The sequence below is a fragment of the Paenibacillus woosongensis genome, from assembly GCF_030122845.1.
GTDB lineage: Bacteria > Bacillota > Bacilli > Paenibacillales > Paenibacillaceae > Fontibacillus > Fontibacillus woosongensis_A.
The window spans coordinates 4582334-4607500 of the sequence record NZ_CP126084.1 but is presented as its reverse complement, the minus strand read 5'-3'; the positions used below and the strand labels follow the sequence as shown (position 1 = coordinate 4607500).

The 25167-nt window shown below is 45.0% G+C and carries 16 protein-coding genes, 11 tRNA genes and 2 rRNA genes (1 of these 29 running past the window's edge); 25 read left to right on the top strand and 4 right to left on the bottom strand.

Translation table 11 applies throughout. The features are described from left to right. From QNH46_RS21335 to QNH46_RS21275, 13 genes are all read left to right on the top strand, one after another. Nucleotides 1–919 (top strand): 23S ribosomal RNA (locus tag QNH46_RS21335); it begins 2011 nt to the left of the window's first position. A gap of 216 nt (nt 920–1135) precedes the next feature. After that, nucleotides 1136–1252, top strand: a 5S ribosomal RNA gene (gene rrf, locus QNH46_RS21330). 6 nt (nt 1253–1258) lie between these two features. Continuing rightward, nucleotides 1259–1334: transfer RNA gene (locus QNH46_RS21325), tRNA-Asn, on the top strand. 3 nt (nt 1335–1337) lie between these two features. After that, a tRNA-Thr gene (locus tag QNH46_RS21320) sits at nt 1338–1413 on the top strand. A gap of 28 nt (nt 1414–1441) precedes the next feature. Continuing rightward, nucleotides 1442–1516: transfer RNA gene (locus QNH46_RS21315), tRNA-Glu, on the top strand. A gap of 187 nt (nt 1517–1703) precedes the next feature. Further along, a tRNA-Val gene (locus QNH46_RS21310) sits at nt 1704–1779 on the top strand. 13 nt (nt 1780–1792) lie between these two features. After that, a tRNA-Gln gene (locus tag QNH46_RS21305) sits at nt 1793–1867 on the top strand. 6 nt (nt 1868–1873) lie between these two features. Continuing rightward, nucleotides 1874–1946, top strand: a tRNA-Lys gene (locus tag QNH46_RS21300). 13 nt (nt 1947–1959) lie between these two features. Continuing rightward, nucleotides 1960–2044: transfer RNA gene (locus QNH46_RS21295), tRNA-Leu, on the top strand. A gap of 7 nt (nt 2045–2051) precedes the next feature. Next, nucleotides 2052–2126: transfer RNA gene (locus QNH46_RS21290), tRNA-Gly, on the top strand. A gap of 7 nt (nt 2127–2133) precedes the next feature. Next, nucleotides 2134–2210: transfer RNA gene (locus tag QNH46_RS21285), tRNA-Arg, on the top strand. A 22-nt stretch (nt 2211–2232) separates the two neighbouring features. Further along, nucleotides 2233–2309 (top strand) — tRNA-Pro (locus tag QNH46_RS21280). A 7-nt stretch (nt 2310–2316) separates the two neighbouring features. Next, nucleotides 2317–2390, top strand: a tRNA-Gly gene (locus QNH46_RS21275). A gap of 756 nt (nt 2391–3146) precedes the next feature. Here QNH46_RS21275 and QNH46_RS21270 read toward each other — a convergent pair. From QNH46_RS21270 to QNH46_RS21260, 3 genes are all read right to left on the bottom strand, one after another. After that, a complete protein-coding gene (locus tag QNH46_RS21270) occupies nt 3147–3809 on the bottom strand; it encodes a TetR/AcrR family transcriptional regulator (protein ID WP_283925934.1) in 663 nt (220 codons plus the stop codon). Between the two features lie 80 nt (nt 3810–3889). Next, nucleotides 3890–4918 (bottom strand): ABC transporter permease, encoded by a 1029-nt coding sequence (locus QNH46_RS21265; protein ID WP_283925933.1) that lies wholly within the window; start codon nt 4916–4918, stop codon nt 3890–3892. Beyond that, nucleotides 4915–5646: an ABC transporter ATP-binding protein gene (locus tag QNH46_RS21260; RefSeq protein WP_283925932.1), complete on the bottom strand. Its 732-nt coding sequence runs from the start codon at nt 5644–5646 to the stop codon at nt 4915–4917. Before QNH46_RS21260 ends, QNH46_RS21265 begins: the two co-directional genes overlap by 4 nt. A 435-nt stretch (nt 5647–6081) precedes the next feature. On the opposite strand from QNH46_RS21260, the gene ppc reads away from it, so the two are divergent. From ppc to QNH46_RS21220, 8 genes are all read left to right on the top strand, one after another. Further along, on the top strand, nt 6082–8877 hold the full coding sequence (gene ppc / locus QNH46_RS21255; RefSeq protein WP_283925931.1) for a phosphoenolpyruvate carboxylase: 2796 nt from the start codon (nt 6082–6084) through the stop codon (nt 8875–8877). Between the two features lie 257 nt (nt 8878–9134). Next, a complete protein-coding gene (gene sigW, locus QNH46_RS21250) occupies nt 9135–9707 on the top strand; it encodes an RNA polymerase sigma factor SigW (protein WP_283925930.1) in 573 nt (190 codons plus the stop codon). A gap of 134 nt (nt 9708–9841) precedes the next feature. Continuing rightward, the gene (locus tag QNH46_RS21245) at nt 9842–10459 is read left to right on the top strand and encodes a zf-HC2 domain-containing protein (RefSeq protein WP_213594048.1); all 618 of its coding nucleotides are present in this window, start codon (nt 9842–9844) and stop codon (nt 10457–10459) included. A gap of 256 nt (nt 10460–10715) precedes the next feature. Then, a complete protein-coding gene (gene cdaA, locus QNH46_RS21240; RefSeq protein ID WP_213594047.1) occupies nt 10716–11546 on the top strand; it encodes a diadenylate cyclase CdaA in 831 nt (276 codons plus the stop codon). Then, on the top strand, nt 11539–12900 hold the full coding sequence (locus tag QNH46_RS21235; RefSeq protein ID WP_283925929.1) for a CdaR family protein: 1362 nt from the start codon (nt 11539–11541) through the stop codon (nt 12898–12900). The genes cdaA and QNH46_RS21235 overlap by 8 nt, the downstream gene beginning before the upstream one ends. A 65-nt stretch (nt 12901–12965) precedes the next feature. After that, a complete protein-coding gene (gene glmM, locus QNH46_RS21230) occupies nt 12966–14306 on the top strand; it encodes a phosphoglucosamine mutase (RefSeq protein WP_283925928.1) in 1341 nt (446 codons plus the stop codon). Between the two features lie 800 nt (nt 14307–15106). Continuing rightward, complete coding sequence (gene glmS, locus QNH46_RS21225; protein ID WP_213594044.1) at nt 15107–16939, top strand: glutamine--fructose-6-phosphate transaminase (isomerizing); 1833 nt, start codon at nt 15107–15109, stop codon at nt 16937–16939. A 751-nt stretch (nt 16940–17690) separates the two neighbouring features. Continuing rightward, nucleotides 17691–17993 carry a helix-turn-helix transcriptional regulator gene (locus QNH46_RS21220; RefSeq protein WP_283925927.1) on the top strand — a complete coding sequence of 101 codons (303 nt, stop codon included), beginning with the start codon at nt 17691–17693 and terminating at the stop codon, nt 17991–17993. Between the two features lie 761 nt (nt 17994–18754). Here QNH46_RS21220 and QNH46_RS21215 read toward each other — a convergent pair. Beyond that, the gene (locus QNH46_RS21215) at nt 18755–19198 is read right to left on the bottom strand and encodes a helix-turn-helix domain-containing protein (RefSeq protein ID WP_283925926.1); all 444 of its coding nucleotides are present in this window, start codon (nt 19196–19198) and stop codon (nt 18755–18757) included. On the opposite strand from QNH46_RS21215, the gene QNH46_RS21210 reads away from it, so the two are divergent. The 4 genes from QNH46_RS21210 (at nt 19193) to QNH46_RS21200 (ending at nt 25090) form a co-directional block, all read left to right on the top strand. Beyond that, nucleotides 19193–20914, top strand: a complete 1722-nt coding sequence (locus QNH46_RS21210) for a TnsD family Tn7-like transposition protein (protein ID WP_283925925.1) — start codon at nt 19193–19195, stop codon at nt 20912–20914. The genes QNH46_RS21215 and QNH46_RS21210 overlap by 6 nt on opposite strands. Before the next feature lie 468 nt (nt 20915–21382). Beyond that, the gene (locus tag QNH46_RS24660; protein ID WP_430691853.1) at nt 21383–21490 is read left to right on the top strand and encodes a CAT RNA binding domain-containing protein; all 108 of its coding nucleotides are present in this window, start codon (nt 21383–21385) and stop codon (nt 21488–21490) included. A gap of 89 nt (nt 21491–21579) precedes the next feature. Beyond that, on the top strand, nt 21580–23370 hold the full coding sequence (locus QNH46_RS21205) for an ATP-dependent nuclease (protein WP_283925924.1): 1791 nt from the start codon (nt 21580–21582) through the stop codon (nt 23368–23370). Next, nucleotides 23363–25090: an ATP-dependent helicase gene (locus tag QNH46_RS21200; protein WP_283925923.1), complete on the top strand. Its 1728-nt coding sequence runs from the start codon at nt 23363–23365 to the stop codon at nt 25088–25090. The genes QNH46_RS21205 and QNH46_RS21200 overlap by 8 nt, the downstream gene beginning before the upstream one ends. Nucleotides 25091–25167 lie beyond the last annotated feature (77 nt).

The window sequence follows — 25167 nt, the reverse complement described above, 5'->3', positions numbered from 1 at the left end:
CGTAACGACTTGGGCGCTGTCTCAACGAGAGATCCGGTGAAATTTTAATACCTGTGAAGATGCAGGTTACCCGCGACAAGACGGAAAGACCCCATGGAGCTTTACTACAGCTTGATATTGAACTTTGATGCGATTTGTACAGGATAGGTGGGAGCCTAGGAATCCGGAGCGCCAGCTTCGGTGGAGGCGCCGTTGGGATACCACCCTGATCGTATCGAAGTTCTAACCTGGGACCGTGATCCGGTTCGGGGACAGTGTCAGGTGGGTAGTTTGACTGGGGCGGTCGCCTCCTAAAGAGTAACGGAGGCGCCCCAAGGTTCCCTCAGAATGGTTGGAAATCATTCGCAGAGTGCAAAGGCAAAAGGGAGCTTGACTGCGAGACTGACAAGTCGAGCAGGGACGAAAGTCGGGCTTAGTGATCCGGTGGTACCGCATGGAAGGGCCATCGCTCAACGGATAAAAGCTACCCTGGGGATAACAGGCTTATCTCCCCCAAGAGTCCACATCGACGGGGAGGTTTGGCACCTCGATGTCGGCTCATCGCATCCTGGGGCTGAAGTAGGTCCCAAGGGTTGGGCTGTTCGCCCATTAAAGCGGTACGCGAGCTGGGTTCAGAACGTCGTGAGACAGTTCGGTCCCTATCTGTCGTGGGCGTAGGAAATTTGAGAGGAGCTGTCCTTAGTACGAGAGGACCGGGATGGACGCACCGCTGGTGCACCAGTTGTTCCGCCAGGAGCATAGCTGGGTAGCTACGTGCGGATGGGATAAACGCTGAAAGCATCTAAGCGTGAAGCCCTCCTCAAGATGAGATTTCCCAATTTAGTAAGACCCCTTGAAGACGACGAGGTTGATAGGCCTGAGGTGGAAGTGCAGCAATGTATGGAGCTGACAGGTACTAATCGGTCGAGGGCTTATCCAAACTTTACCCCAAAAAGTGAAGCGGAGGCTTCGAAGAGTATACCGAATACTTTTCGGGGGCCCCGGTGAACCAAGTAAGGGCTAACACGCAAATGAAGTTTCGTATCCAGTTTTCAGGTGATCAAGAACCTGAGTCGATTTTAAGCTGCATGTCTGTTCTAAGGTCTGATATTTTGCGATAGCAGATCGATGAAGCGGAAGCAGCGCAAAAATCATGTTTGGTGGCAATGGCGGAGGGGTTCCACACGTACCCATCTCGAACACGACCGTTAAGCCCTCCAGCGCCGATGGTACTTGGACCGCAGGGTCCTGGGAGAGTAGGACGTCGCCAAGCGGATGTTCCCTGATAGCTCAGTCGGTAGAGCACTCGACTGTTAATCGAGTTGTCACAGGTTCGAGTCCTGTTCGGGGAGCCATTTGCTCTCATAGCTCAGTAGGTAGAGTGCATCCATGGTAAGGATGAGGTCACCGGTTCGATCCCGGTTGAGAGCTCCACTATCTTTGCTTTGTGTAGTAAACATATGGCCCGTTGGTCAAGGGGTTAAGACACCTCCCTTTCACGGAGGTAACAGGGGTTCGAATCCCCTACGGGTCACCACTTTCATTATAAGCATCAGTAGGGATGAGAATCCCATAAAGGGGTTCGTCGGAGCATAAGCGTCGTTAGCAGTAACATCGCAGTCTCGAACGAAGTGAGAGTATCCCCTACGGGTCACCACTTTCATTATAAGCATCAGTAGGGATGAGAATCCCTTGGGGCTTCAGATGAACACTGTCCTACATATGGAGGCTTAGCTCAGCTGGGAGAGCATCTGCCTTACAAGCAGAGGGTCAGCGGTTCGATCCCGTTAGCCTCCACCATTTGAAATTTTATTGGGGATTAGCCAAGCGGTAAGGCAACGGACTTTGACTCCGTCATTCATAGGTTCGAATCCTATATCCCCAGCCATTGTACGAGCCATTAGCTCAGTTGGTAGAGCACCTGACTTTTAATCAGGGTGTCGAAGGTTCGAGTCCTTCATGGCTCACTTTTTCAAAAATGCGCGTGTGGCGGAATTGGCAGACGCACTAGACTTAGGATCTAGCGTCTTCGGATGTGGGGGTTCAAGTCCCTCCACGCGCACCATAGTTATGCGGACGTGGCTCAGCGGTAGAGCATCGCCTTGCCAAGGCGAGGGTCGCGGGTTCGATTCCCGTCGTCCGCTCCATAATTATGCGCCCTTAGCTCAGCTGGATAGAGCGTTTGACTACGAATCAAAAGGTCGGGAGTTCGAATCTCTCAGGGCGTGCCACTTTAACTTAACACATCATTAACGGGACGTAGCTCAGCTTGGTAGAGCACCTGGTTTGGGACCAGGGGGTCGCATGTTCGAATCGTGTCGTCCCGACCATAATGATGCGGGTGTAGTTCAATGGTAGAACTCCAGCCTTCCAAGCTGGTAGCGTGGGTTCGATTCCCATCACCCGCTCCATAAACAAACAACACTGCCAACAGGCAGTTTTTTTGTTTATGTGGGCTATTTTTTTGTTTTCTGTAGATGGAGAGAGAAGCCACAGGGGGCCGATCGTCCGTGCAGGCTCTAAAGGGCCCATCCTTAGGCTTTTTGCAGAATCCCGCAAGGGGATATTATGATTATTTATAATTGTTTATGGAAAGCAAGCAACAGGCCAGAACAGTGCCTATCCCCATTCTTTAGCTTCTCGTATATAGACAGTTGGACTTCAACCTGACCGGACTAAATGGAATTGATGTATCTAATTATGCTCTAAACGAATGTTTCAGGGGATTAGATGGATTTTTTGCATCTAAAATCAAGAATCCAGACCTTGAGGAGCATCTCCCCTACTTCTTACGACATGAAATCCATTTAAATCTACATTCCCTCCTTTTCCGCAAAAACTAACTACTATAAATCCATTTAAATAAGTAGAACTATATTAAATGTACTCCAATGACTCTTGATTTGGAGACATACATTCCCGTTCCACTATATGACTCGTGATATTGATGGGATGATTGAAGCGACTCCTAACGAGCAGTTGCCTGCCCATTATAGGGTCCTGGGCTGCTCACAAAAAAGACCTACACCTTCCAGGGCAAGTGGCATTAGCCCACAATCTATTGAGCGTAGCAGGCATATGGCTTGCTGCCTTCCTTCAAATCAAATGCATAAAAGCCTGACAGCAAAACATCGTGTTTTCCGTCAGGCTTTTAATTTTTTATTGGTTTAGGGCTTGGCAGATATTCCATTTAAAATGAGCTGTATCGTATCCCGAATTTCCTTGTCCTCATCCCAAGGCTGGTCGGGAAAGATGACAAAACGGGAAATGAACAGTCCAATCATGGCCGAAGCGCTGAATCGCAGCAGGGAAGGAGCAGGCATTTCGATGATCTGTCCTTTGCTTTTGAAATGCTCCACGATTTCAGCGAATCTGTGGAAGACTTTGTTGCCGATATGTTTTTTGAACTCCTCCTGCAGCATGGGCTGGAACGGGATTTCCTGCAGTAAAATTTTAATGAGCTTAATATGCTTGCGGGCAAAATTCAAGCGATTAACTGCAAGCGCATAAAGAAAGTCCTCGATCGTAGGGTAGTCTGACTCCAGCACTTCTTTGAAATCATTCCACACGAAGGGGGCAATTAGCCTGCTCATCATCGGAGATACGATGGAGAGGAGCAGGTCTTTCTTGGTTTTATAGTGGCGAAAGATCGTTCCTTCCGCAACCCCCGCTTTCTGAGCAATTTCGCTGGTTGAGGAAGCCGCATATCCTTTCTCTGCAAAAACTTCGACAGCCGCCTGAATAATTTTAATTTGTTTATCGGTCATTTTAGCTTCATCTATTTTGATGATTTCCTGAATCCATTGTTCTATCTGATCTTGTTGGGACATCCGGTATATCCTCCTGAAAAACCACTGGGTTTTATTGCATCCTCATATTACCTAATTTTATCATAAGCTCGCTCGGAATGTTATATTTTGCGATGCTTCCGCAAAGCGGTAATATTTAATGCGATGAATAATAGGGAGAATCCGATCAGTACCATGACGTCCCCGACAATTGCGCTCCAGCCCATCCCTCGAATCATGACGTCGCTTAAGGCATGCGTCCCGTAGGTTAGCGGCATGATAATGCCAAGCTTCTGCAGCCAGAGGGGCAGAGTATCAAGCGGGAATAGGCCGGACAAGAAGAGCTGTGGAACGATAATTAATGGAATAAACTGAATCATCTGCAGTTCATTATTGGCGTAGGCGGACAGCAGGGTGCCAAGTGTTAGTGCGGTCATCGACAGCAGCAGCGTCAGCAGAAGCACGTAAGCAAAGGAACCGGTCATCAGAATGCCGAGTACTTTGATACAGAACCAGGAAATTAATAGCGCCTGTATGATCGTAAATATGCCGAATCCTCCGATATACCCAAGGACGAGCTCCCAGCGGCGCAGAGGTGTCGATAGCAGGCGTTCCAGCGTGCCTGTCGTGCGTTCCCGGAGGAAGGAGACCCCAGAAATGAGGAAGACAAAAAAGAAGATGAAAAATCCAATCAGAATCGGTCCGAATTGATCGATCGCCGTCATGTTCTCCGAACCGTGCAGGTACGTTATATTCATGTTGCTCGCAGATGTCTCGGAATGAAGTTGTTCGCCTGATTTTTGCAGCAGCATAATGACGGCCTTATTGACGGAAGGCTCACTGCCCTCCAGCTTGACTTGAAGGCTTGTATTGTCTACTGAGACGATGGCATCGATGCTCCGGTCCTTCAAAGCCTGCTCAGCAGCTTCTCTGCTCTCATAATAGAAGACATGAGCCTGTTGCTCTTTCATTTGACCGGTAAGCTGGCTTGGAACATTCACAACCCCAACCTTTGGTTCATAATCCGAACCATTAAAGACCAGGTTCATTAAAGTCAGTACTAAGAGAGGGGCTAAGAAGAGAAGAGCAAGCGTTCTTTTGTCCCGCCGGAATTGTCTTAAAATACGCAGGATGATGGCCCTTACTCTCATGAGTGAACACCTCCGTAGTAAATAAAAGCTTCCTCAATAGAAGGTTTACCCGCTCTCTCGATCAGTGCTGTTGGCGTATCGACGGCAATCAAGCGTCCTTCCCGAATCATGCCGAGACGGTCGCATTTGTCCGCTTCATCCATCACATGCGTCGTCAGAATAATCGTTGTTCCCTTGGTGTTTAAGGCCTTCAGCTCGGTCCAGATCGCTTGGCGCAGCAACGGGTCAATTCCTACCGTAGGCTCATCCAGAATGAGCAGGGGAGGCTCATGCAGCAAGGCAATGGCCAGGGATAGCCTGCGTTTCATGCCCCCGGAGTATTGCATCACCTTCTTATGGAGATGATCCTGCAGCGAGACGATGTCCATAACCGCGGACATTCGCTGTTTACGCCGTGCCCCCTTTAAGCCGTACAAGGCAGCGTAGAAATCAAGGTTTTCCAGGGCGCTGAGCTCGGTATACAAAGCATCGGATTGAGCCATATAGCCGATTTTTGATAAAATATCGAGGCGCGGCATAGGCGTGCCGAATGCTTCGATGAATCCGGACGTTGCCTGATCGATCCCTGTGAGCAGCTTGACCAGCGTCGTCTTGCCTGAACCTGACGGGCCAAGGAGACCGAAGGTTTCCGAAGGAAATACATCAAGCGAAATATGTTCTAGGACGCTTTTCTTGCCAAACTGCTTCGAGGCATCGGTAACTCGAATTACAGGACTATTGTGAGCCATGGTAAATTCTCCTTTTCAAGGATAATGAGTGAGCACTCACTTCGTATTATAATTCTAAAAAGAAACAAAGTAAATCATCAGCGGCAGAAATTACTAGAAGATTAAACTGGGTAGAATATTGCTGTAAAGTGTCACTTTCTCCGAATAATACTATTGCATTTCATTACTTCACCGTGATAAGGTAAGTATTGGATTCTAGAATGTGTAATCTAAGTGATTACGGTTATGATGCATAAATATAAGGTGTTTTGTGAAATTGTCCTGTTGGAGTCGTCGTATTATGCGTCTGATTGTATAAAAAGCCAGAATAGGTTCGTTGCTGGCTGAATTTTTTTGATGCTACTTTACAATAAAGTGAAGATTTTCAGAACAGTTTATTGTATGATAGTAGGAAGGCTTTAGAAAGACGGAATAGGGATGAAATGGGGGAGAAACATGACTGAATTAACAGTGACCGCAGGCAAAAGCAATTCAAATAACCTGCTTCGGCGCGACATCCGTTTTTTGGGCAATATTCTAGGAGAGGTCCTGGTCCATCAGGGCGGCAACGAGCTCTTGGATATTGTCGAGAAGATTCGTGAAGCCAGTAAGTCGCTGCGGGCTGTATTTTTACCGGAATTGCATGAAGAGTTTAAAGATATGATTAATTCTCTTGAACCCGACATTCGTCACCAAGTTATCCGTGCGTTCGCGATTTATTTTCAATTGGTCAACATTGCGGAGCAGAACCATCGAATTCGCCGGAGAAGAGACTTGGAGCGTTCTGCAGGCGAATCGGTTCAATCAGGTTCGATCGAAGCTTCTGTCAGGGATCTGAAGGAACGTGGTTTCAATTATGCGGAAGCGCAGGAAATTCTGGAAGGAATGTCTTTGGAACTAGTAATGACGGCTCACCCGACAGAAGCGATGCGCCGGGCTATTCTGGACATTCACAAGCGGATTGCCGACGATGTCATGCAGTTGGATAATCCAACGCTAACGTTCCGTGAGCGGGAACAGCTTCGCGAGAAGCTGCTTAACGAAGTGATTACGCTGTGGCAAACCGATGAACTGCGGGACCGCAAACCAACAGTCATCGATGAAGTACGCAACGGCATGTATTATTTCCATGAAACGCTGTTCCAGGTGCTGCCTGAAGTGTATTTGGAATTAGAGCGATGTCTGAGCAAATACTATCCAGAGCATTTGTGGCATGTGCCGACATATTTGCGTTTTGGTTCCTGGATCGGCGGAGACCGGGACGGCAACCCGTCCGTAACGGCCGATGTGACATGGCAGACGCTGAACATCCAGCGCAAGCTCGTTGTGCGTGAATACGAGCGCTGTCTGGCTGAACTGTTCAAGCATCTTAGCTTCAGCACGACGATCGTCGATGTCACAGATGAACTGGAGGCTTCGATTCAAAGAGACCGCCTGCAAGTTACATTGCAAAGAACACCGCAGTGGTTGAACGAGAAAGAGCCTTACCGGGTCAAGCTGACTTATATGACGGAGAAGCTGCATAATCTGCTGGATGATTCCAAGAAAGGAACTCCGGAGCGTTATTCGGACGTTAAGGAGCTTATCCACGATCTTAAGATCATTGACCGCAGCTTGCGTCACCATTATGCGGATTACGTCGCAGATACGCATATTCAGAAGATTATCCGCCAGGTTGAACTTTTCGGGTTCCATACAGCGACGCTGGACATTCGCCAGCATAGCCAGGAGCACGAGAATGCAATGACGGAAATACTGGCGAACATGAATATCGTGAGCAACTATGCCGAATTGGAGGAAGAAGAGAAAATCAAGCTGCTTGAGGAGCTTCTGAACGATCCTCGCCCTCTAACTTCGCCGTACCAAGAATACAGCGAGAGCACTACGGAGTGCCTGAATGTGTACCGCACGGTATTCCGGGCCCAGCAGGAATTCGGAACCCAGTGCATTACGAGCTATTTGATCAGTATGACGGAAGCGGCGAGCGATATTCTTGAGGTTATGGTCTTCTCCAAAGAGGTAGGCTTGTTCCGTAGGGAAGCGGACGGCACGGTAATCTGTACGCTGCAATCGGTGCCGCTCTTCGAGACGATCGACGATCTTCATAATGCTCCTGGCATTATGCGCAAGCTGTTCAACATGCCGATTTATCGCCAATCGGTTGCGGCGATGAATGACCTGCAGGAAATTATGCTTGGTTATTCCGATAGCAATAAAGATGGCGGCGTCGTGACGGCGAACTGGGAGCTTCGCGTGGCTCTGAAGCAAATTACTGCTGCAGCTAGCGAATTCGGCGTGAAGCTGAAATTCTTCCATGGACGCGGCGGAGCGCTAGGCCGGGGAGGAATGCCGCTGAACCGCAGTATCCTGGTTCAACCGGCAGAGACGATCGGCGGAGGCATCAAGATTACGGAGCAGGGCGAAGTCATATCTTCCCGTTACTCTTTGAAGGGCATCGCTTATCGCAGCCTGGAGCAAGCAACCTCGGCGCTGATTACGGCGGCCATAGATGCGAAGCTGCATCGCGACAATGACGAGAATGAACAAAAATGGGAAGAGATTAGTGCGGTTATTTCTGAGACTTCATTGAAAAAGTATCAGGACTTGGTATTCCGTGAGCCGGATTTCCTGAGATACTTCAAGGAATCCACACCTCTTCTGGAAGTCGGCGAACTGAATATCGGATCCAGACCATCGAAGCGCAAAAATAGCGATCGTTTTGAGGATCTACGTGCTATTCCTTGGGTATTCGCCTGGACGCAGAGCAGATATCTGTTCCCGGCCTGGTATGCCGCTGGAACGGGATTGTATCAGTTCTATCAGAATAACGAAGAGAACTTGAAAGTGCTGCAAGAAATGTATGAGAATTTCTCCTTTTTCCGTTCGGTCATCGACACGCTTCAATTCGCGATCGTCAAAGCTGATCTGGTCATCGCCCAAGAGTATGCCGCGATGTGCAGAGACGGTGAAGTCAGGGATCGCATTTTCAAGCAAATCGAAGAGGAATTCCATTTGACGAAGGATATGATTCTGAAAATTACGGGGCAAACGGATATTCTGGATCATAATCCGGGACTTCAGGAGTCCATTCGCCAGCGTAATCCTTACATCGATCCGCTTAGTTATATGCAGGTACAGCTACTTAGCGAGCTCCGCGCGATTCGCGAGAAAGATCAGGACGATCCGAACCTGCTGCGCGAAGTACTGCTTACGATTAACGGAATCGCCGCTGGACTTAGAAATACGGGCTGATGATCATATAACGATGCAAAACAACAAGCCGGAAACCTCTGACGAGGGTCCGGCTTGTTTGTGAGTTTACAGATATTTCAAGATTTCGACGAGCCGGATGCTTGAGTTGACGTCATGTCTTGCTTTTTCAGGAGACATGAATTAACATTTGGAATGAAGTGCCGACGACGAGGGTCCTATTGGTTACTATGGGATGCCTATGGCCGGACAGGCAGGGTGAAAAATTGAAGCCCGTCCATGGATCTGGGGGAAATTCAATGGTAGATCATTTTGATGTGAGATTAGTGAAGCTAGCCCGCCAAGGGGATCAGGAAGCTTTTGCCGACCTTGTTGATGTATATAAGGATAAGATATTTCATCTGGCCTACCGCATGCTGTCGAACCGCCATGAGGCGGAGGACATTGTGCAGGAGACTTTTTTACGTGTATATAAAAATTGGGAGCGCTACGATGAGAAGCAGAAATTCTCAACTTGGCTGTATCGGATTGCCACCAATTTATGCATAGACAGGCTCCGGAAGCGCAAGCCGAATTATTACCTTGATGCGGGGATGAACGACCAGGAAGGTCTGGACGGATATACGCTGATTCCGGGGGATGAACGGACGCCCGAAAGTGAATACTTGCTGACAGAGACGCAGCAGACCATTCATTACGCAATCGAAGGTTTGCCGGCGAAATACAAATCGGTTGTTATATTAAGGTACTTGCAGGAGCTGTCGCTTAGCGAAATTAGCGATGTGCTGGATATGCCGGTAACCACAGTCAAAACGCGTCTTCACCGCGGACGGGAATTTTTGCGCAAAAAACTGCAGCATAAGGTTTTATAACCTTTTGCCGAGTGTAGGAAATATTTAGTTTCTTGAAACGTATTGCTAAGCGCAACGTATTGTATGTTAGGACGACTATTTGCACCGTAAGTTGCCCTGGTTTCGTATAGATTTTACTGAAAGGACTGGCTGATATGGATTGCAAACAAGCCACCTCATTGATGCATGAGTATTTAGATGACGAGTTGTTTGGGGAAGAGGCCTTGTCACTCCAGAGGCATCTTCAGGAATGTCCATCCTGCCAGATGCATTTTAAGGAACTAGAGCAGGCGGAATTGATGCTGTTTGCCACAATCAAGCGCTCTTCATTATCCGCTTCCGACGAGCTGGTAGACCGGATCATGAAGTCCATTCCCAGCCAACAGAAACAACGGGCTTGGCTCCAATGGGTCAAGAGACACCCTGCATTAACGGCAGCGGCGATGTTTCTGCTAGTAATGCTGTTTAGCACCATTTCCCTATGGAATAGCGATGATCAGCTTATTGTGAAAGGGAAAGATCTGGATCATGTTGTGATCAACGGAAGGACTGTGACGGTGCCCAGCGGCTCCAAAGTAGCCGGCAACCTGACGGTAGAGAACGGCACGGCGGAAATCTACGGCGAGGTGGAAGGCAACCTCACGGTTATCGACGGATCGTACTACCAGGCTTCAACCGCCAAAATTTTGGGAGAGGTTAGAAGTATCGATCAGGCGCTGGACTGGCTCTGGTACAGGATCACGAATACTTTTACGGAAGTCGCCTATAGGTAATGAAATATCAGGCAATTTATCGGCGCCTCCCTTCTTTGGGAACAAGGCGCTTTTTATTTTTGTGCTTAGAGGAAATTTTTGCATGCATAGGCGAAAGGTGCTATTTCTCAGCGGCACTTGCATCTGGATTGTGAACGTTATAACCTAGAGTTTAAGGGGAATATATAGAGACAAGCGAATTCACCGATTTGATGCATCTATATAATGTTTCTTTGTTGGCGATCGAGTTGACGAAGAGATAACCGGGGGTTGCACCATGAACTATTTTGCAAATTTAACATGGCAGGATACCATTAAAGATATCATCGATATACTAATCGTTACTTATATCATCTATCACCTTATTCTGTTAGTGCGGGGCACGCGCGCCGTTCAACTGCTTAAGGGAATTCTGTTTCTCGTCGTCATTTGGGCCGTGAGTACCTGGTTCGATTTGTACACGCTCAAATGGCTCATGAACCAGATGTTTACCTTTGGGGTGCTTGCCATATTTATTATATTTCAGCCGGAGCTCAGACGGGCGCTGGAGCAATTAGGCCGCGGCAAATTATTCGGCAGAAGTACGGCCGATGAAGAGGAGTTCGGGAAGGAAGTCAGCGAGATCATTAAGGCCGTTAATTATTTATCTCGTAGAAAAATTGGCGCGCTCATCGTATTTGAACGGGATACCGGGTTAAACGAGTATACGGAATCAGGCATTCCGATTCAATCCGTGATCACTTCCCAGCTGCTTATCAATATTTTCATTCCCAATACCCCGCTTCATGACGGGGCCGTAATCGTGCAGGGCCGTAAGATTGCGGCTGCGGCTTGTTATTTGCCGTTGTCGGAGAATCCATTCATTAGCAAGGAGCTTGGGACACGGCACCGGGCAGCGATCGGGATCAGCGAGGTTGGGGATGCCATCTCGATTATTGTCTCGGAGGAGACGGGACAAATTTCCCTGGCGATCGATGGTCAGGTTGTTCGGGATATCAATGAAGAGTCGTTGATTTCCAAGCTGTATGAAGAATTGGGGCCTAATTCGAAGCCGGCCGAGAAGCGTGCGCCTTTCTGGAAGAGGAAGGAGGGCGGGAACAATGGATAAATGGCTGAGCCATAACAATGTAGCTAAGGTGATCGCTCTTATCGTCAGCATCATTCTCTGGGCCATGGTGCATTTGGACAGCGGGACGCCCGTAGCGCCAACGCCTGTTGTCAATACGAAGGTCATACCTAACGTCAAAATCCAAATCGTCGGCTTTGACAGCGATAATTATGTGCTCTCCGGCCTGGAGACCGACAAGGTCAGGCTGGAGGTACGGGGAAAACGCACGGATATTACGACCAATTTCTCCGATTATAAGGTCAAGCTGGATTTGAGCGATGTGGGGCCGGGTACGTCGTCCCAGCCGCTGATTCACGAGCTGCCGCCGGGTGTTTCACTGGTCTCCATGAGCCCATCCATCGTTAAAGTATCAATCGAAGCGAAGCAAACGAAAGACATTGCCGTGAATATTGTGACGAAGGGACAGCCTGCACAAGGAATGCAGCTAGGCAGTCCGATCGTAGCAGGCTCCGGCGTAGTTCAGGTGACTCTGCCTGAGAGTGAACTAGCGGAGCTGGCTCGGGTGCAGGGAATCATAGATATTAGCGGCATTACTGATCCGGTCAAAGGAAAAACTGTGAAGCTGGTCGCATATGATAAGCATGGGCAGGAAATGAGGAACGCTGTAATCGTGCCTTCATCCGTGGAAGTCGACATCCCGATCACGAAGCTGTACAAGAGCGTTCCGCTTGAGGTGCGGGAAGTCGGGCAGCTGCCGGATGGACTGGTTGTAGCAAGCGTGGAAAGCGACGTAAAAGGCGTAGCCATATATGGGTCTAAAGAAGTACTGGAAGTCATTTCCTCATACTCCGTTGCGGTGGATTTAAGCCAATTCAAAGGAACTAATCAAACTAGGTATACGGTGGACTTGACTCCGCCCGAAGGTTCTGAGAAAATCGAGCCTAGCTCCGTTACGGTTACCGTCAAAGTGGAGCCGCCGGACCAAAGACAGATCAGCGGCATTCCGATTACCCTCAAGCAGGATAATTCAAATTTGGCAGCAAACATTGTCGATCCGGCAGAGAAGAAGATGTCTCTAACGGTTGTGGGCGCCAAGGTGGTTATCGATAAGCTGAAGCCGGAGGATATCAAGATTACCGCGGATTTATCTGGCCTGGGGCCGGGGATGCACATGGTTCCCGTTGTCGTCGCGCTGCCGCTGCATTTGGGTCTGGCCGAGAGCGATCAATCCAGGCAAATCAGTGTGGAGCTTGTAGAAAAGGCTGAGCCGACGGTTACGGAGCCGGAAGAGGAGCAGGATTCGAATTCAGCCAACGATTCGGATGCCGCCAACCCTCTGCCGGAGAACGCAGGAGGAAGCGGGAACAATGTTGGCGCGGAACAGAAGCAGTAAGTCTGCCGTAAAATAGCGATAGCGGCATCAAATTTAATCTCACATAACGAATAAGGAGTGAAATCATGGGAAAGTATTTTGGAACGGATGGAGTACGTGGAGTTGCAAATAAGGAACTGACCGCAGAATTGGCATACAAGATCGGTCGCTGCGGAGGGTATGTCCTGGCAGGCCAGGCTCCGAAACCCAAAGTAGTGATCGGGATGGATACCCGGATCTCCGGCGTCATGCTGGAATCAGCGCTTGTAGCGGGACTATTGTCTATCGGAGCAGACGTTGTTCGCCTGGGAGTCGTCTCGACACCGGCAGTCGCCTTTTTGACTCAGAAGCTGGGGGCGGACGCGGGCGTCATGATTTCCGCTTCACATAATCCGGTTGAAGATAACGGTATTAAATTTTTTGGTAGCGATGGATTCAAGCTGTCGGACGAAACGGAATTGCAAATCGAAGAGCTGATGGACAAAGAGGTAGACGAGCTACCGCGTCCGATCGGCAAAGATCTCGGCAGCGTAACGATAGATACGGATTCTAAACTGAAGTATTTGGAGTTTTTGAAAACGACAATTTCTTCTTCTTTCAAAGGCCTTAAGGTGGTGCTGGATTGCGCGAACGGGGCCGCCTACGAGCTTGCGCCGCGTTTGTTCAAGGAATTGGGCGCAGAGGTGCACACGATCGGGGCGGAGCCTAATGGACTTAACATCAACGAGCAGTGTGGGTCTACGCATCCGGAGGAGTTGAAGAAAGAGGTTGTGCGCCTGGGCGCAGATCTCGGCCTTGCCTTCGACGGCGATGCGGACCGGCTGATCGCGATTGACGGGAACGGAGAAGAAGTGGATGGCGACTATATTCTGTGCATTTGCGGCGATGCCATGAACCGGGCCGGCAAATTGAAGGACAACACAGTCGTGACTACGGTAATGAGCAACTTCGGCTTCTATAAGGCAGCCAAGAAGCTGGGATTGAATACGGCGCAGACCGCGGTCGGCGACCGTTATGTCATGGCGGAAATGCGCCGCGGGGGGTATAAGCTGGGCGGAGAGCAATCCGGCCATGTGATTTTCCTTGATTACAGCACTACAGGGGATGGCATTCTGACCGCGATTCAACTGGTCGATACCCTGGTTGCTTCCGGTAAATCCCTTAGTGAGCTCAGACAGGTCATGAAGCAGTATCCTCAAGTCCTGGTTAACGTTCGGGTACAGGATAAGAGCAAATACGAGGGCAACGAGGCGATCGGCAAAGCCGTTGCTGCAGTTGAGAGCCATTTGTCCGATAATGGACGAGTGTTAGTCCGGCCTTCGGGAACAGAGTCATTGATCCGCGTTATGGCAGAGGGTCCCGACAAAGCGGAGCTCGAGCAGCTTGTATCGCAAATCGTATCGGTTGTCGAGGCGGAGCTGGTATAACTCTGCTTGTTTACAAGGGACTATTTACGTAATTTATAACATGAAGCCGCTGGGACGGGTGACACCTGTTTCAGCGGCTTTTTTTACGGGTATAGAGCTGTGCGGGAAAGGATCAGGCCATGAAAGGAAAGGGGGCAGTGAAGCCCAGGACGAGATGATTATTGCCAAATGGTTTGCAGTTGCATATAATTAAGCATATTCAAAAAAAGAAAGCGAGGGTTGTGAGGTTACCTAGCAGTTTAAGCGCCAGAGCTTCATTCGCGCGAAGCTATGTTCTCGTAATACGGGGGGATACCCGTACGATGCATACATGCATTCAACAGCAGGCTTATACTAGGCCATAGGGTTAGCAAGTCCGCCAGCAGCTAGTGGAATGCAGCCTGTGCTATTGGAGATAAGGTATTGCTAGTTCTTTACGAGAGCATGCTCGGCAGTCGAAGCTGACGAGGTGGAGGTGTTCGAAATGTTCGGCGGGGACCTCCCGGTATTTCATCCATACCGTGACCGAGGAAGTCAAAAGGAATGGGCGACTGTTCTTACAAGCTTCCCGGAAGGATGCTGGAGAGTAACGATATGCGTTCATGAATGTGCGAGAGAAAGATGCGGGAGAACCGCAGTGTGCGGAGAGAAGTGGACATTCATGAAAATGCCTGGATAATTTCAGACTTTTCTAATTGTTTTCATATATTTAATTTTTGACAATTGAATATGCTGTCTCTGTGTACTGCGGTGCAATTCTTCCGTTTCCTTTCATTTCGAGCACATTAATTCTGAGATGATGAAACGGAGGATATATAAATATGTGTGGGATTGTTGGATATATTGGGAAGAGAGACACGCAAACCGTATTGATCGAGGGACTGAAGAAGCTGGAGTACCGCGGGTATGATTCCGCAGGCATCGCCGTATTTACACCGGAGGGTCTGCAAATCGCCAAGTCGATCGGCCGTCTGGCCAACCTGGAATCGAAACTGGAGGATACGCCGCTTGTAGGTACGGCCGGTATCGGACATACCCGCTGGGCTACCCACGGCAAGCCGTCGGATGTGAACTCGCATCCGCATACCGATCACAGCCAGAAGTTCTCCGTTGTGCATAACGGGATCGTGGAGAACTATTTAGAGTTGAAGGAAGAACTGATCAGCCAAGGGTACGTGTTTGTTTCCGAAACGGATACGGAAGTCATCTCCCATTTGGTTGCTCGCGAGTATGAAGGAGACATCGTCAAGGCGGTTCAGAAGGCCATCACCTATATGCGCGGTGCTTTTGCGCTTGGGGTGCTGACGGAATATGAACCGAACAAGCTTGTCGCTGTACGTCAGGCGAGCCCGCTGATTATTGGGCTGGGTGAAGGGGAGAACTTCATCGGCTCAGACATTCCTGCCATTTTGAATTACACGCGCAAAATATATATTTTGAATGACGGTGAGATGGCGGTTCTGACCGAAGATGCTGTCGAATTGATGACCATTGAGGGGAACTTTATTTCTCGGGAAATGATTTCTGTCGATTGGGATGCGGTGACCGCAGAAAAAGGCGGCTTCGATCATTTCATGCTGAAGGAAATCCATGAGCAGCCTAAGGCCTACCGTGACACGATGAGAGGCCGGATCAGCGAGGACGGACGCCAGGTAGTCTTCCCTGATTTGAAGCTGACAGAGGAGAAAATACGCAGCCTCAGCAGCATTCACATCGTAGCCTGCGGTACGGCATACAATGCCGGACTTGTTGGCGGCGCGGCCATTGAGCAGTTGGTTCGCATTCCGGTGATGAACGACGTGGCATCCGAATACCGCTATCGCTCGCCGCTGATCACGCCGGACACGCTCGTCATCGTTGTCAGCCAATCCGGCGAAACGGCGGATACGCTGGCTGCGCTGCGTGAAGCCCATGCGAACGGTGCTCACGTACTCGCTGTTACGAACGTGGTCGGCAGCTCGATCGCCCGCGATGCGGACGATGTTATCGCTACGCTGGCCGGACCGGAGATCGCTGTCGCTTCGACGAAAGCTTATACCTCCCAATTGATCGCGTTCTACCTGCTTGGATTGTACATGGCTCAGGTTCGCGGCACACAAAGCGAGGAGGAGATCGCCCATGTCATTGCGGCGATGCAGTCCCTGCCTGAACAAGTAGAGAGCATGCTGGAGAAGGCGGACGCAGTGAAGGCTTATGCCGAGCAAATTGCGGATCACGAGCATCTGTTCTTTATCGGACGCGGCCTGGATTACTCCGTTGTACAAGAAGGCTCGCTGAAGCTGAAGGAGATTTCCTATATCCATTCCGAAGCTTATGCAGCCGGCGAACTAAAGCACGGCACGCTTGCATTGATCGAGGAAGGAATTCCGGTCATTGCCCTGGTCACCCAAGACAACGTGCTTGAGAAGACCGTCAGCAACATCAAGGAAGTGAAGGCACGCGGCGCGGATGTCATGGCCATCACCCATGAGGAGCATGTTGCGGACTTGCTGAAGTCTGTCGATCAAGCGCTCTCTATTCCGAAGACGCTGCCGATGCTTACCCCGGCGCTATCCGTTGTGCCTCTGCAACTGCTTGCTTATTACGCTGCCCTGGCTCGCGGCAATGATGTCGACAAGCCGCGCAACTTGGCGAAGAGTGTGACGGTGGAGTAGGGGGAGTGAGGGGCAAAAATATGATTGTCTCCTCGCATTCAAGTTCTTCCCTCGTAATTCAAGTTCGTATCTGCTGTAATTAAGTTGGTATCTGAACAGGGGAGAAAGCGGGAGCAGTCAATATGTATTCAGTTTATAGAAGAATCGGGATACGTACCTTCGGTACGTTGTCTCGGTTCTTTTTTGTTTGAACAAACGATTGAATAAGTGCGGGAGAAAGCCTGTCAGTATTGGGGTTGAAGTGGATTTAACCAAAGAAAGAGCGGGAAGGAAAGCCTGAAAAAAGAGCCTGGGAAAATGCCTGATCCATCATCCGTTTCTCCTTCATCCTTAAATCTATTATGGAAGAACTTAATTCCATTTTTTCTTCTGATTTTGCCTGTTTTTCATCTGTTTTAATCCCGAAGGGGTAGTTTTTGGGGGAGAACTTGAATTACAGAATAGAGGTAAGGTTTAAGGGAGAGAAAGGGCGTGAATGTAAGTGGGAGAAGGGATTGAGGGAGTTTGGGAAGGGGAAATGGAGAGATACCAACTTAAATACGAAAGGACAATGATGTCTGGTGAAATAAATGTGTGGAACCAGTAAAAAATGTCTGGAACCATTAAAAAATCTATGGAACCAGTAAAAAAAGTTTGGAACTTCTAGAACAGTCCCGATGATGCCTTGTTAGGTCATCGGGACTTCATTATTAAGTAGGAGTTGGAGCCAATGTTAGGGGGACGAATTAAGGAAATTAGGAAGCAACATCAGATGAACCAAACCGAGTTTTCGCACTTAATCGGCGTGTCCCAGGGAACTTTGAGTGAGCTAGAACAGAATAAATATAATCCTTCTCTGGAAACAATTCTAGCTATTATCAAAGTGTTTAACGTAAACGCAATGTGGCTCTTATTTGGATATACAGCAAATGAAAATAGTCTCAATCCAAAGGTTGGAGAACTTAATAAAGTGGAGAGTTTCTTACTCATTAAGTTCAGAAAATTACCAGTTTGTGACCAACAAGAGGTTTCAGATATTATCGATTTAAAGATTACTGAAAATATACATAAATAATAACTGATTTAATAAAAAAGGATTTGTAGTGGATAGGGAGCTATTCCATGACCCAGTATCGAGTACTCATAATTAGATCTATGCATAAAAAGAAGGGACCCTCACTCTATGAGAAATAGTCTACTTCACTACCAATATAGACCCACGCCTATGAGGGGCGTTTATTGGTGTGACCCGGATAATTTCAACTTATCCGGGTCTTAGTATTTTCAATAGGTTTTGGTTTATACATACACTTATTCTCTACTAAAAGAAACATTTTCCGCAGAATGTTAACACATATCTATAGATGAACCAACATTGTCTTGTTGGTTACTATGATATATGAAAAATTTCTTATAGGATTAATCGATTAAATTGCTTATTGCTTGTTTAAAATATCGATAAACGGATATTCCTTGTAACATAAATTATATTCTTAAGTTTCAATGTAGCTTACAGAGAATAAGCATGGAAGTAACGAAGTGATGTATGCAAGTTAATATATAATTTATTTATCGTTGCTATTGGGAAAGGTGGGCCAAATAGCAACGATACATGGGAATTGTAGAAACGTAGTTGCTAATGCTCAGTACAAAAAGTAGTGAATTCCTTGTCCTCTAAAGATGATGATTAGATAGCAAGCCTTCGTATCTAGTATGGCATTGAATAAGAGCACTTAAGAAGTACCGGAAAAACCACGAGAAATTATAGTATGCATTGCCAGGGTGAGAGTTTTATGACAATATTCATAAATATTCCTTTTATCTTTCCCTAGTTTTTCAGGTCATCTCGCGAACCTTTGTTATTATTGATGAAATCACTTCTTGAAGGAGGGCTTTTTCTTTATTTGAAAGCTTCTCATTGTTCACGCTCAATGCGATTCCAGAATCAATAAGCTGCAGTAAGTCCCATGAATTTTCTTTAGCGAAAGAATAGCTTAAAGAAGATAAAAGGTTTAATTGGCTGACTGTATCTTTGTAATACGGATCTGGCATATCTGTGATCCCGAGTAAAAAATCAGCTGAAACAGACAAGGCTTTACATAAAAGGACAATTTGTTTGCAATCAGGGTTTGCGACCCCACGTTCCCAGTTTGATATTACGTGTTTTGAAGTACCTATTTTTTGAGCAAGGACGTCTTGAGTCCATTTCTGTTTCAATCTTTGTTCTTTAATTCTTTCCCCGAGTTCAAACAACTTTTTATCCTCCAGTCTTCTTTGCACAACTTAAATACATTTTTTTATTGGGTTAAACCGTTTATTCCAGAAGACAGACTAATTGCTGCGTTTAAAGAAATTTTGAATAATGAAGGGGAATTTAACATCTCCATTTTTCTAGGTAGAGGAAAAAGAAGATTCATATCAGAGAATATTCGATATTGTCCCGAATGCATGAACGGTGATTATCAGAAATATGGAGAAGTTTATCCGCATAGAATTCATCAAATAACATTCTTATCTTTTTGTCCAGAGCATGCTTATGAACTGCTTACACACTGTCCCAATTGCGAAAAGAAGTTGGCAATGATAGATGAAAGGGATTTATTAGCTTCTCAACGTTGTGAATGTGGTTGCACTTTATCGGAATATAAAAAAATGGCTAATCCTCTTAAATATCAAGCCGAGAAACAGATACTTAATAACTTTTATCAAATCGTTAAGTTTTCAAGTCAGTTATCTCGAGAAGTAATCTTTATAAAAATAAGAAATATCTTGGGAACTAATGGATACTTAAAATATTCAGGGAGAATAGACAAAACGCAGCTTATTCATGATTTTAACAACTATCTAATTCAAAATGGCCTCAAAGAGTATATTGCTGCAGACTTGTTATCACAAATAGGAAGTTTCAGTTTCTTTGCTACAAAAGGTCCTGTGAAAAATATTCTACTATATATACTGATGATCATGTTCTTAGCAAAATCAGTAAACAATTTTTTATTAGACACCACAGCCTATTCAATTCCAATACCTTTTGGAAACGGACCTTGGATTTGCAATAACCCGATATGTAAAGGATACAACTTAGAAGTCATTAAAAAATGTGTTCGAGTTGATCACGGTGGTAAGTATATTTCTGGCTTATTTGGTTGCCCTTTATGTGGTTTTAGTTTCTCTAGGAGGTGGAAGATGGAGGACTTAAATAATGACAAGCGTTATGCTGTGTTGACAATGGGCCCGCTCTGGTATTCAACCCTATTAGAACTTCATTCAAGTGGCTTAAGCTATAGTGAAATTGCTAAAAAACTAAATACTTCACCTACACAAATAAATCAATATTTTAAAAGGTTAAGAAAACCGAGTTCTGATACAAGAATTTTGCAGTGTTTAAATATGTTGTGGACTTCCTTAGATGCCAATATTGAAGTCGCTTCAACATTCGAAGTATCGAAGCTTCTAAGTAAAAAACGGGAAAGAATACTGGATATTCTTGGGAGAGATAACGGTATAACGTTAACGAGAGCCGAAATTGCTAAACAAGCTGGGGATTTATATCAAATAATGATGAAAGAAGATCGAGAGTGGATGGAGCAAATATTGCCCCCAAGCAGAAAAAATCAAATTCGAAAAGATTGGAACAAACTGGACAACCATTATTGTACGATGGTAGCACATGCTGCGGACGAATTATACAGGTTAAATCCATCAGAGCAGATTAAAAAGTACACTATACTACGGAAATTGCCTAAGAAGGTTATGAATCATTTGGAGATTTCATCGGCTAAATTTCCAAAGTCTATAGATTTGCTAAAAAGAAGAGTCGAATCGAAAGATCAATATTTGATACGACATCTTCCAATAATAATAAAACAGATGAGGAAGTATAAAAAGAGAGTCGACTCACTTGATAATATTAAGGTATTTAGTAAAATGTATAGAAATACTACAAAAGAGCTAGACGAAAAAATTATTGAACAGCTGGAGATGCATCTTAATTAGAGCGTATCCTTTAAAGGTGTCACTTAATTATGTCCCAGATGTCAAGTCGACGATTAATGATTAAGCATTACGCACAAGCTGTTATTTTGGAGCTTCAGCTATTAGGGTATCCTTGTGAAGAAGCGAATGTGGTTTTTTTCGCCATTATAGGGACATGAAGCGTGCATTTGGACTTGAGCCGAATGTATCCGAATTTGCAAAGCTAGTCGATGAGTTTGAACGAGCGATGAAACGAAAATAGAACTGTACCAGTTTATGGACCTGAGCAGATGTACCTTTTTTTCATTGTTGACAGCGCTGAGATATTATAATTTCACAAGGTGTTATCGAAAGAGCATCACTTGGGGGTATGATTTAAAATTTAATATACCATAGGGTGTTATTATTCTTATAAGCAAAACCTAGTAATGATTTAATGTTACTAGGTTTTTTATGTTTTAAGGGGGTGGAGAGTGAGTAGAATAGTAAATGTTCTTAACAATAATGCCAATTGCATTATTAGTGGAGGAGCAGCCAGGTAATGAATTTATTGTTATAGGTAAAGGAATTGGTTTCAAAAGTAGGGATTTGGAATAATCTGTCGAATTCTAAAAGTGGATAATTTGGAAGAAAAACGAAGTCAGCTGAAATGATGTTATACATAATAACGATAATGGGGGATCAATATGTTTTTGGAGAATTTAATTATTAAGAATTTCAGAAATATATCTTGTCTCAGCATTGATTTTCGTAAAGGGTTAAATATATTAATTGGTGAAAATAATGCTGGTAAGTCAACGATAATTGATGCTCTTAGGATTTGCTTCAATTATGGCAAACAATTGAGAGACACGTATGTGAAGCGAAGTGATTTTCATATTAATCGGCATGATCCTGATGCAAATATCAACCCGATTGAATTCCATTTACAATTCAAGATAGAAGACCCCACAGAAAGCGGAATTTTTATCGATTTATTTTCCCTATCTAAGGATGGAACTCAGCAATGTTTACAGATTCATTATAAATATTTTTTAGAATATAAGAACGGTATTGAGAAAATCAGATACAACGTTTGGGGAGGGGACAACGAGGGACAACAAATTACACCCGATGTTTTTAATTTGTTGCTTTTCGTGTATCTGGATGCCCTTAGAGACGCAGCTCAACAACTTAGACCAGTTCGTGGAAATAGATTAGGTGAATTATTTTCTTATCTCCGGGAAGATATTCATGGTAATCCCATTACTGATGAAAAACGAGATGAATTAACACTAAGACTTAGGGAAGCGTTAACTGGAGACCCTGATTGGGGGAGTATTATTGAAACAGGAAAGCAAAAGATTAACGAGCATCTTGATGAGACTTCTATATCAAATAAAAAACAAAAAGTGGAAGTGGAATTTTTACCTTTTGAATTCAGGAAAATCGTCGATAGCTTAAGAGTATTATTTCCTGTATTTGATACAAACATTTTGGGAGGGGACTACAGCAAACAAAAATACTTTGATATTCAACAAAATGGCCTCGGGTATAATAATTTGCTGTACATGGCAACAGTTTTGGGTGACTTGAAGAATCGTAAGCATTTAGAACCAGAGTCATATATTGCGTTACTAATTGAGGAACCAGAGGCACATCTGCACCCACAATTACAGAGTATTTATTTTAATTATCTAAGCAAATTAGATTCGATTGGATTTCAAATCTTTATTACTTCGCATTCACCAACAATTACAGCTAGAGCGGACCTTGATTCGTTGATCGTAGTACAATGCCAAGACAATAATGTATCTACATATTCTTTAGCAAATTCAGAGTTGTCTGATGATAATAAAAAATATCTGGGTAAGTTTCTTGATGTAACCAAGTCGCAATTGTTTTTTTCAAATGGAGTTATTTTTGTCGAAGGGATATCAGAAGCTCTTTTGTTACAGAAGTTTTCGAAAATCATGGGGAATGAATATGATTTGGACAAAATGGGTATCGAAATTGTTATTGTTAACGGTGTTTCTTTTGAACATTTTGGAAGACTTTTTAATTCAAATGATAAAAACAAGAGACTAGGTATACGTAGTGTGATTATCACTGATGATGATAGGGACCTAGCGACAGAGGAAGTATCTTCAAGAGCGCAAAATGCTTTAGAGCTGAAGGGTGGACTGCTGCATGTCGAAACTTCAGCTGTGACGTTTGAATACGAGCTAATTATGGCCAGTGACTATAATAAAAATTTATTGTTTAGTATTTTTCAGGACATGCATCCTATCTCGGCTTCCAGGATATCTGGCGACACAAGTTCTGATTTTGCACACAGCTTCCTGAGAAAAGTGGTAAGTAATAAAGCAAAATCGGAATTAGCACATCGGCTTGCTCTAAAACTTGAGAATGATGAAATAGCTAGGAGACAGTTTGTAGTTCCAGACTATATAAAACGTTCGATAAGTTGGGTCATTAAGGGTGAACTAAATGTTTGAAAGTTTATCTCACATTCAACGAACAATCGTGTTTGAAAAGAAAGGGTTATTTGCCGTTAAGGCTTGTCCTGGAAGTGGAAAAACATATACGACAGCAGCAAGATTGGCTCATAAGCTAAATAATTGGCAACTATCAACTAGGGGGATTGCGGTATTATCCTTTACAAACGTGGCATGGCATGAAATTCGGAAAATGCTCGATCAAAACTTAGGGATGACAATAAATTTCCCTCATCATCTTGGAACGTTGGATAGTTTTATTAATAAATTTATATTCTTGCCGTTTGGACATTTAATAATGGGTTGTGGAAAACGGCCTATCCTTGTTGGTGAACCGCATGGCACATGGTCAGCTGGGAATTACGATTATGATTATGATTATGATCAGTATTTTGATTGCACAAGCTTTTCAATTAATGATGGTGTTATACCAACAACAGCAGATTTTAAGAGGTTTCATTTTAAATGGAGAAATAAGGATGGTTCTGAAAGTGGTCATGTGAATAGATTGCGCGAGACAAAAATGAAGTATTGGAAACAAGGATATGCAACGCAAGCAGATGCTAATTACTTCTCGTTAAAAATCCTTGAAAAGTATCCTAATATTGCACAGTCTATTGCTATGAGATTTCCAGAACTCATTATCGATGAGGCACAAGATACATCCGAGATTCAAATGGGCATAATCAATAAATTAATTGATAATGGACTTAAAAATGTAATGTTAGTTGGGGACCCTGATCAAGCCATTTTTGAGTGGAACGACGCTCGGCCTGATCTTTTTATCGATAAATTTAATGAGTGGGGAAAGAACTCTGTCGTTTTAGATGAAAATAGACGGAGCTCCCAGAATATTTGTAATGTAACATATAATCTTACTTCTCGTGATAATCCACCGGTCGCGGTTAATGAGACTGTTAAGAATTATGGCCACATTCCGGAGGTTATTTGTTACAAACCGGAATGTATCCAACAAACAATTGATTACTTTCTTCATTTATGTGAACAACATCAGATTGAGATTAGTCATGAAAAGGTTGCTGTTATTTTTAGAAGTAAGTCTATACAGAGCCAGATTCTATCCCAACCTGAACGGATTGAACATCCATGGTTAGTAGGTAGGTACTACGTTAGAGATATAGCAAAAAGTAAATATATGGCCGAAAAGGGACGTATTTTAGATGCATTTAAACTAGCAGAGAAAGCTATATACAAAGGATTACATAATAAAAATTACTGTTCCGCAAATGATCTTAATAATTGGATCTTGGAAAGAGGCTTTGTTCATCATCGACAGAACATAATGCATATACTGAGGTGTTTGCCTTCTCCGACTGGTAGTATTATTGAATGGGTAAAACAGGCGTCGGATATTCTTAGATGTCACAATATGCCTATAAAAATGAATCTCAAACCTAATTGTGTGGATTGCAGTTTTGACGAATTATTTAGAATTACAGAAGATTGCTCTGAAAGATTTAGAATAGGTACTGTACATACGGTTAAAGGGGAAACTTTTGATGCTGTTTTACTCATTTTAAAAGAAAGGGGTGCCAAAGGGGGTTATTATAGAACGATGCTTTCTCAAGGCTTAAAAACACTTGATGATGAGGAATTACGTATTGCATATGTTGGAATGACGAGGCCAAGTAAACTACTTGTAATTGCGGTCCCAAGTGAGAAAAGTAGAACTGTTTGGGAACTTAAGCTATTAAACTAAGCAATAGAATCGCCTATGATCTTGTTTGCGTTTTGAAAAATATAATAGAGGAAAGGATGGCCTTTGTTGCGGGGGGA

Coding starts and splice junctions, on each gene's coding strand:
- QNH46_RS21270 (WP_283925934.1), bottom strand. CDS start 3,809: ATGTCCCAACAAGATCAGATAGAACAATGGATTCAGGAAATCATCAAA.
- QNH46_RS21265 (WP_283925933.1), bottom strand. CDS start 4,918: ATGAGAGTAAGGGCCATCATCCTGCGTATTTTAAGACAATTCCGGCGG.
- QNH46_RS21260 (WP_283925932.1), bottom strand. CDS start 5,646: ATGGCTCACAATAGTCCTGTAATTCGAGTTACCGATGCCTCGAAGCAG.
- ppc (WP_283925931.1), top strand. CDS start 6,082: ATGACTGAATTAACAGTGACCGCAGGCAAAAGCAATTCAAATAACCTG.
- sigW (WP_283925930.1), top strand. CDS start 9,135: ATGGTAGATCATTTTGATGTGAGATTAGTGAAGCTAGCCCGCCAAGGG.
- QNH46_RS21245 (WP_213594048.1), top strand. CDS start 9,842: ATGGATTGCAAACAAGCCACCTCATTGATGCATGAGTATTTAGATGAC.
- cdaA (WP_213594047.1), top strand. CDS start 10,716: ATGAACTATTTTGCAAATTTAACATGGCAGGATACCATTAAAGATATC.
- QNH46_RS21235 (WP_283925929.1), top strand. CDS start 11,539: ATGGATAAATGGCTGAGCCATAACAATGTAGCTAAGGTGATCGCTCTT.
- glmM (WP_283925928.1), top strand. CDS start 12,966: ATGGGAAAGTATTTTGGAACGGATGGAGTACGTGGAGTTGCAAATAAG.
- glmS (WP_213594044.1), top strand. CDS start 15,107: ATGTGTGGGATTGTTGGATATATTGGGAAGAGAGACACGCAAACCGTA.
- QNH46_RS21220 (WP_283925927.1), top strand. CDS start 17,691: ATGAACCAAACCGAGTTTTCGCACTTAATCGGCGTGTCCCAGGGAACT.
- QNH46_RS24660 (WP_430691853.1), top strand. CDS start 21,383: ATGTTCTTAACAATAATGCCAATTGCATTATTAGTGGAGGAGCAGCCA.
- QNH46_RS21205 (WP_283925924.1), top strand. CDS start 21,580: ATGTTTTTGGAGAATTTAATTATTAAGAATTTCAGAAATATATCTTGT.
- QNH46_RS21200 (WP_283925923.1), top strand. CDS start 23,363: ATGTTTGAAAGTTTATCTCACATTCAACGAACAATCGTGTTTGAAAAG.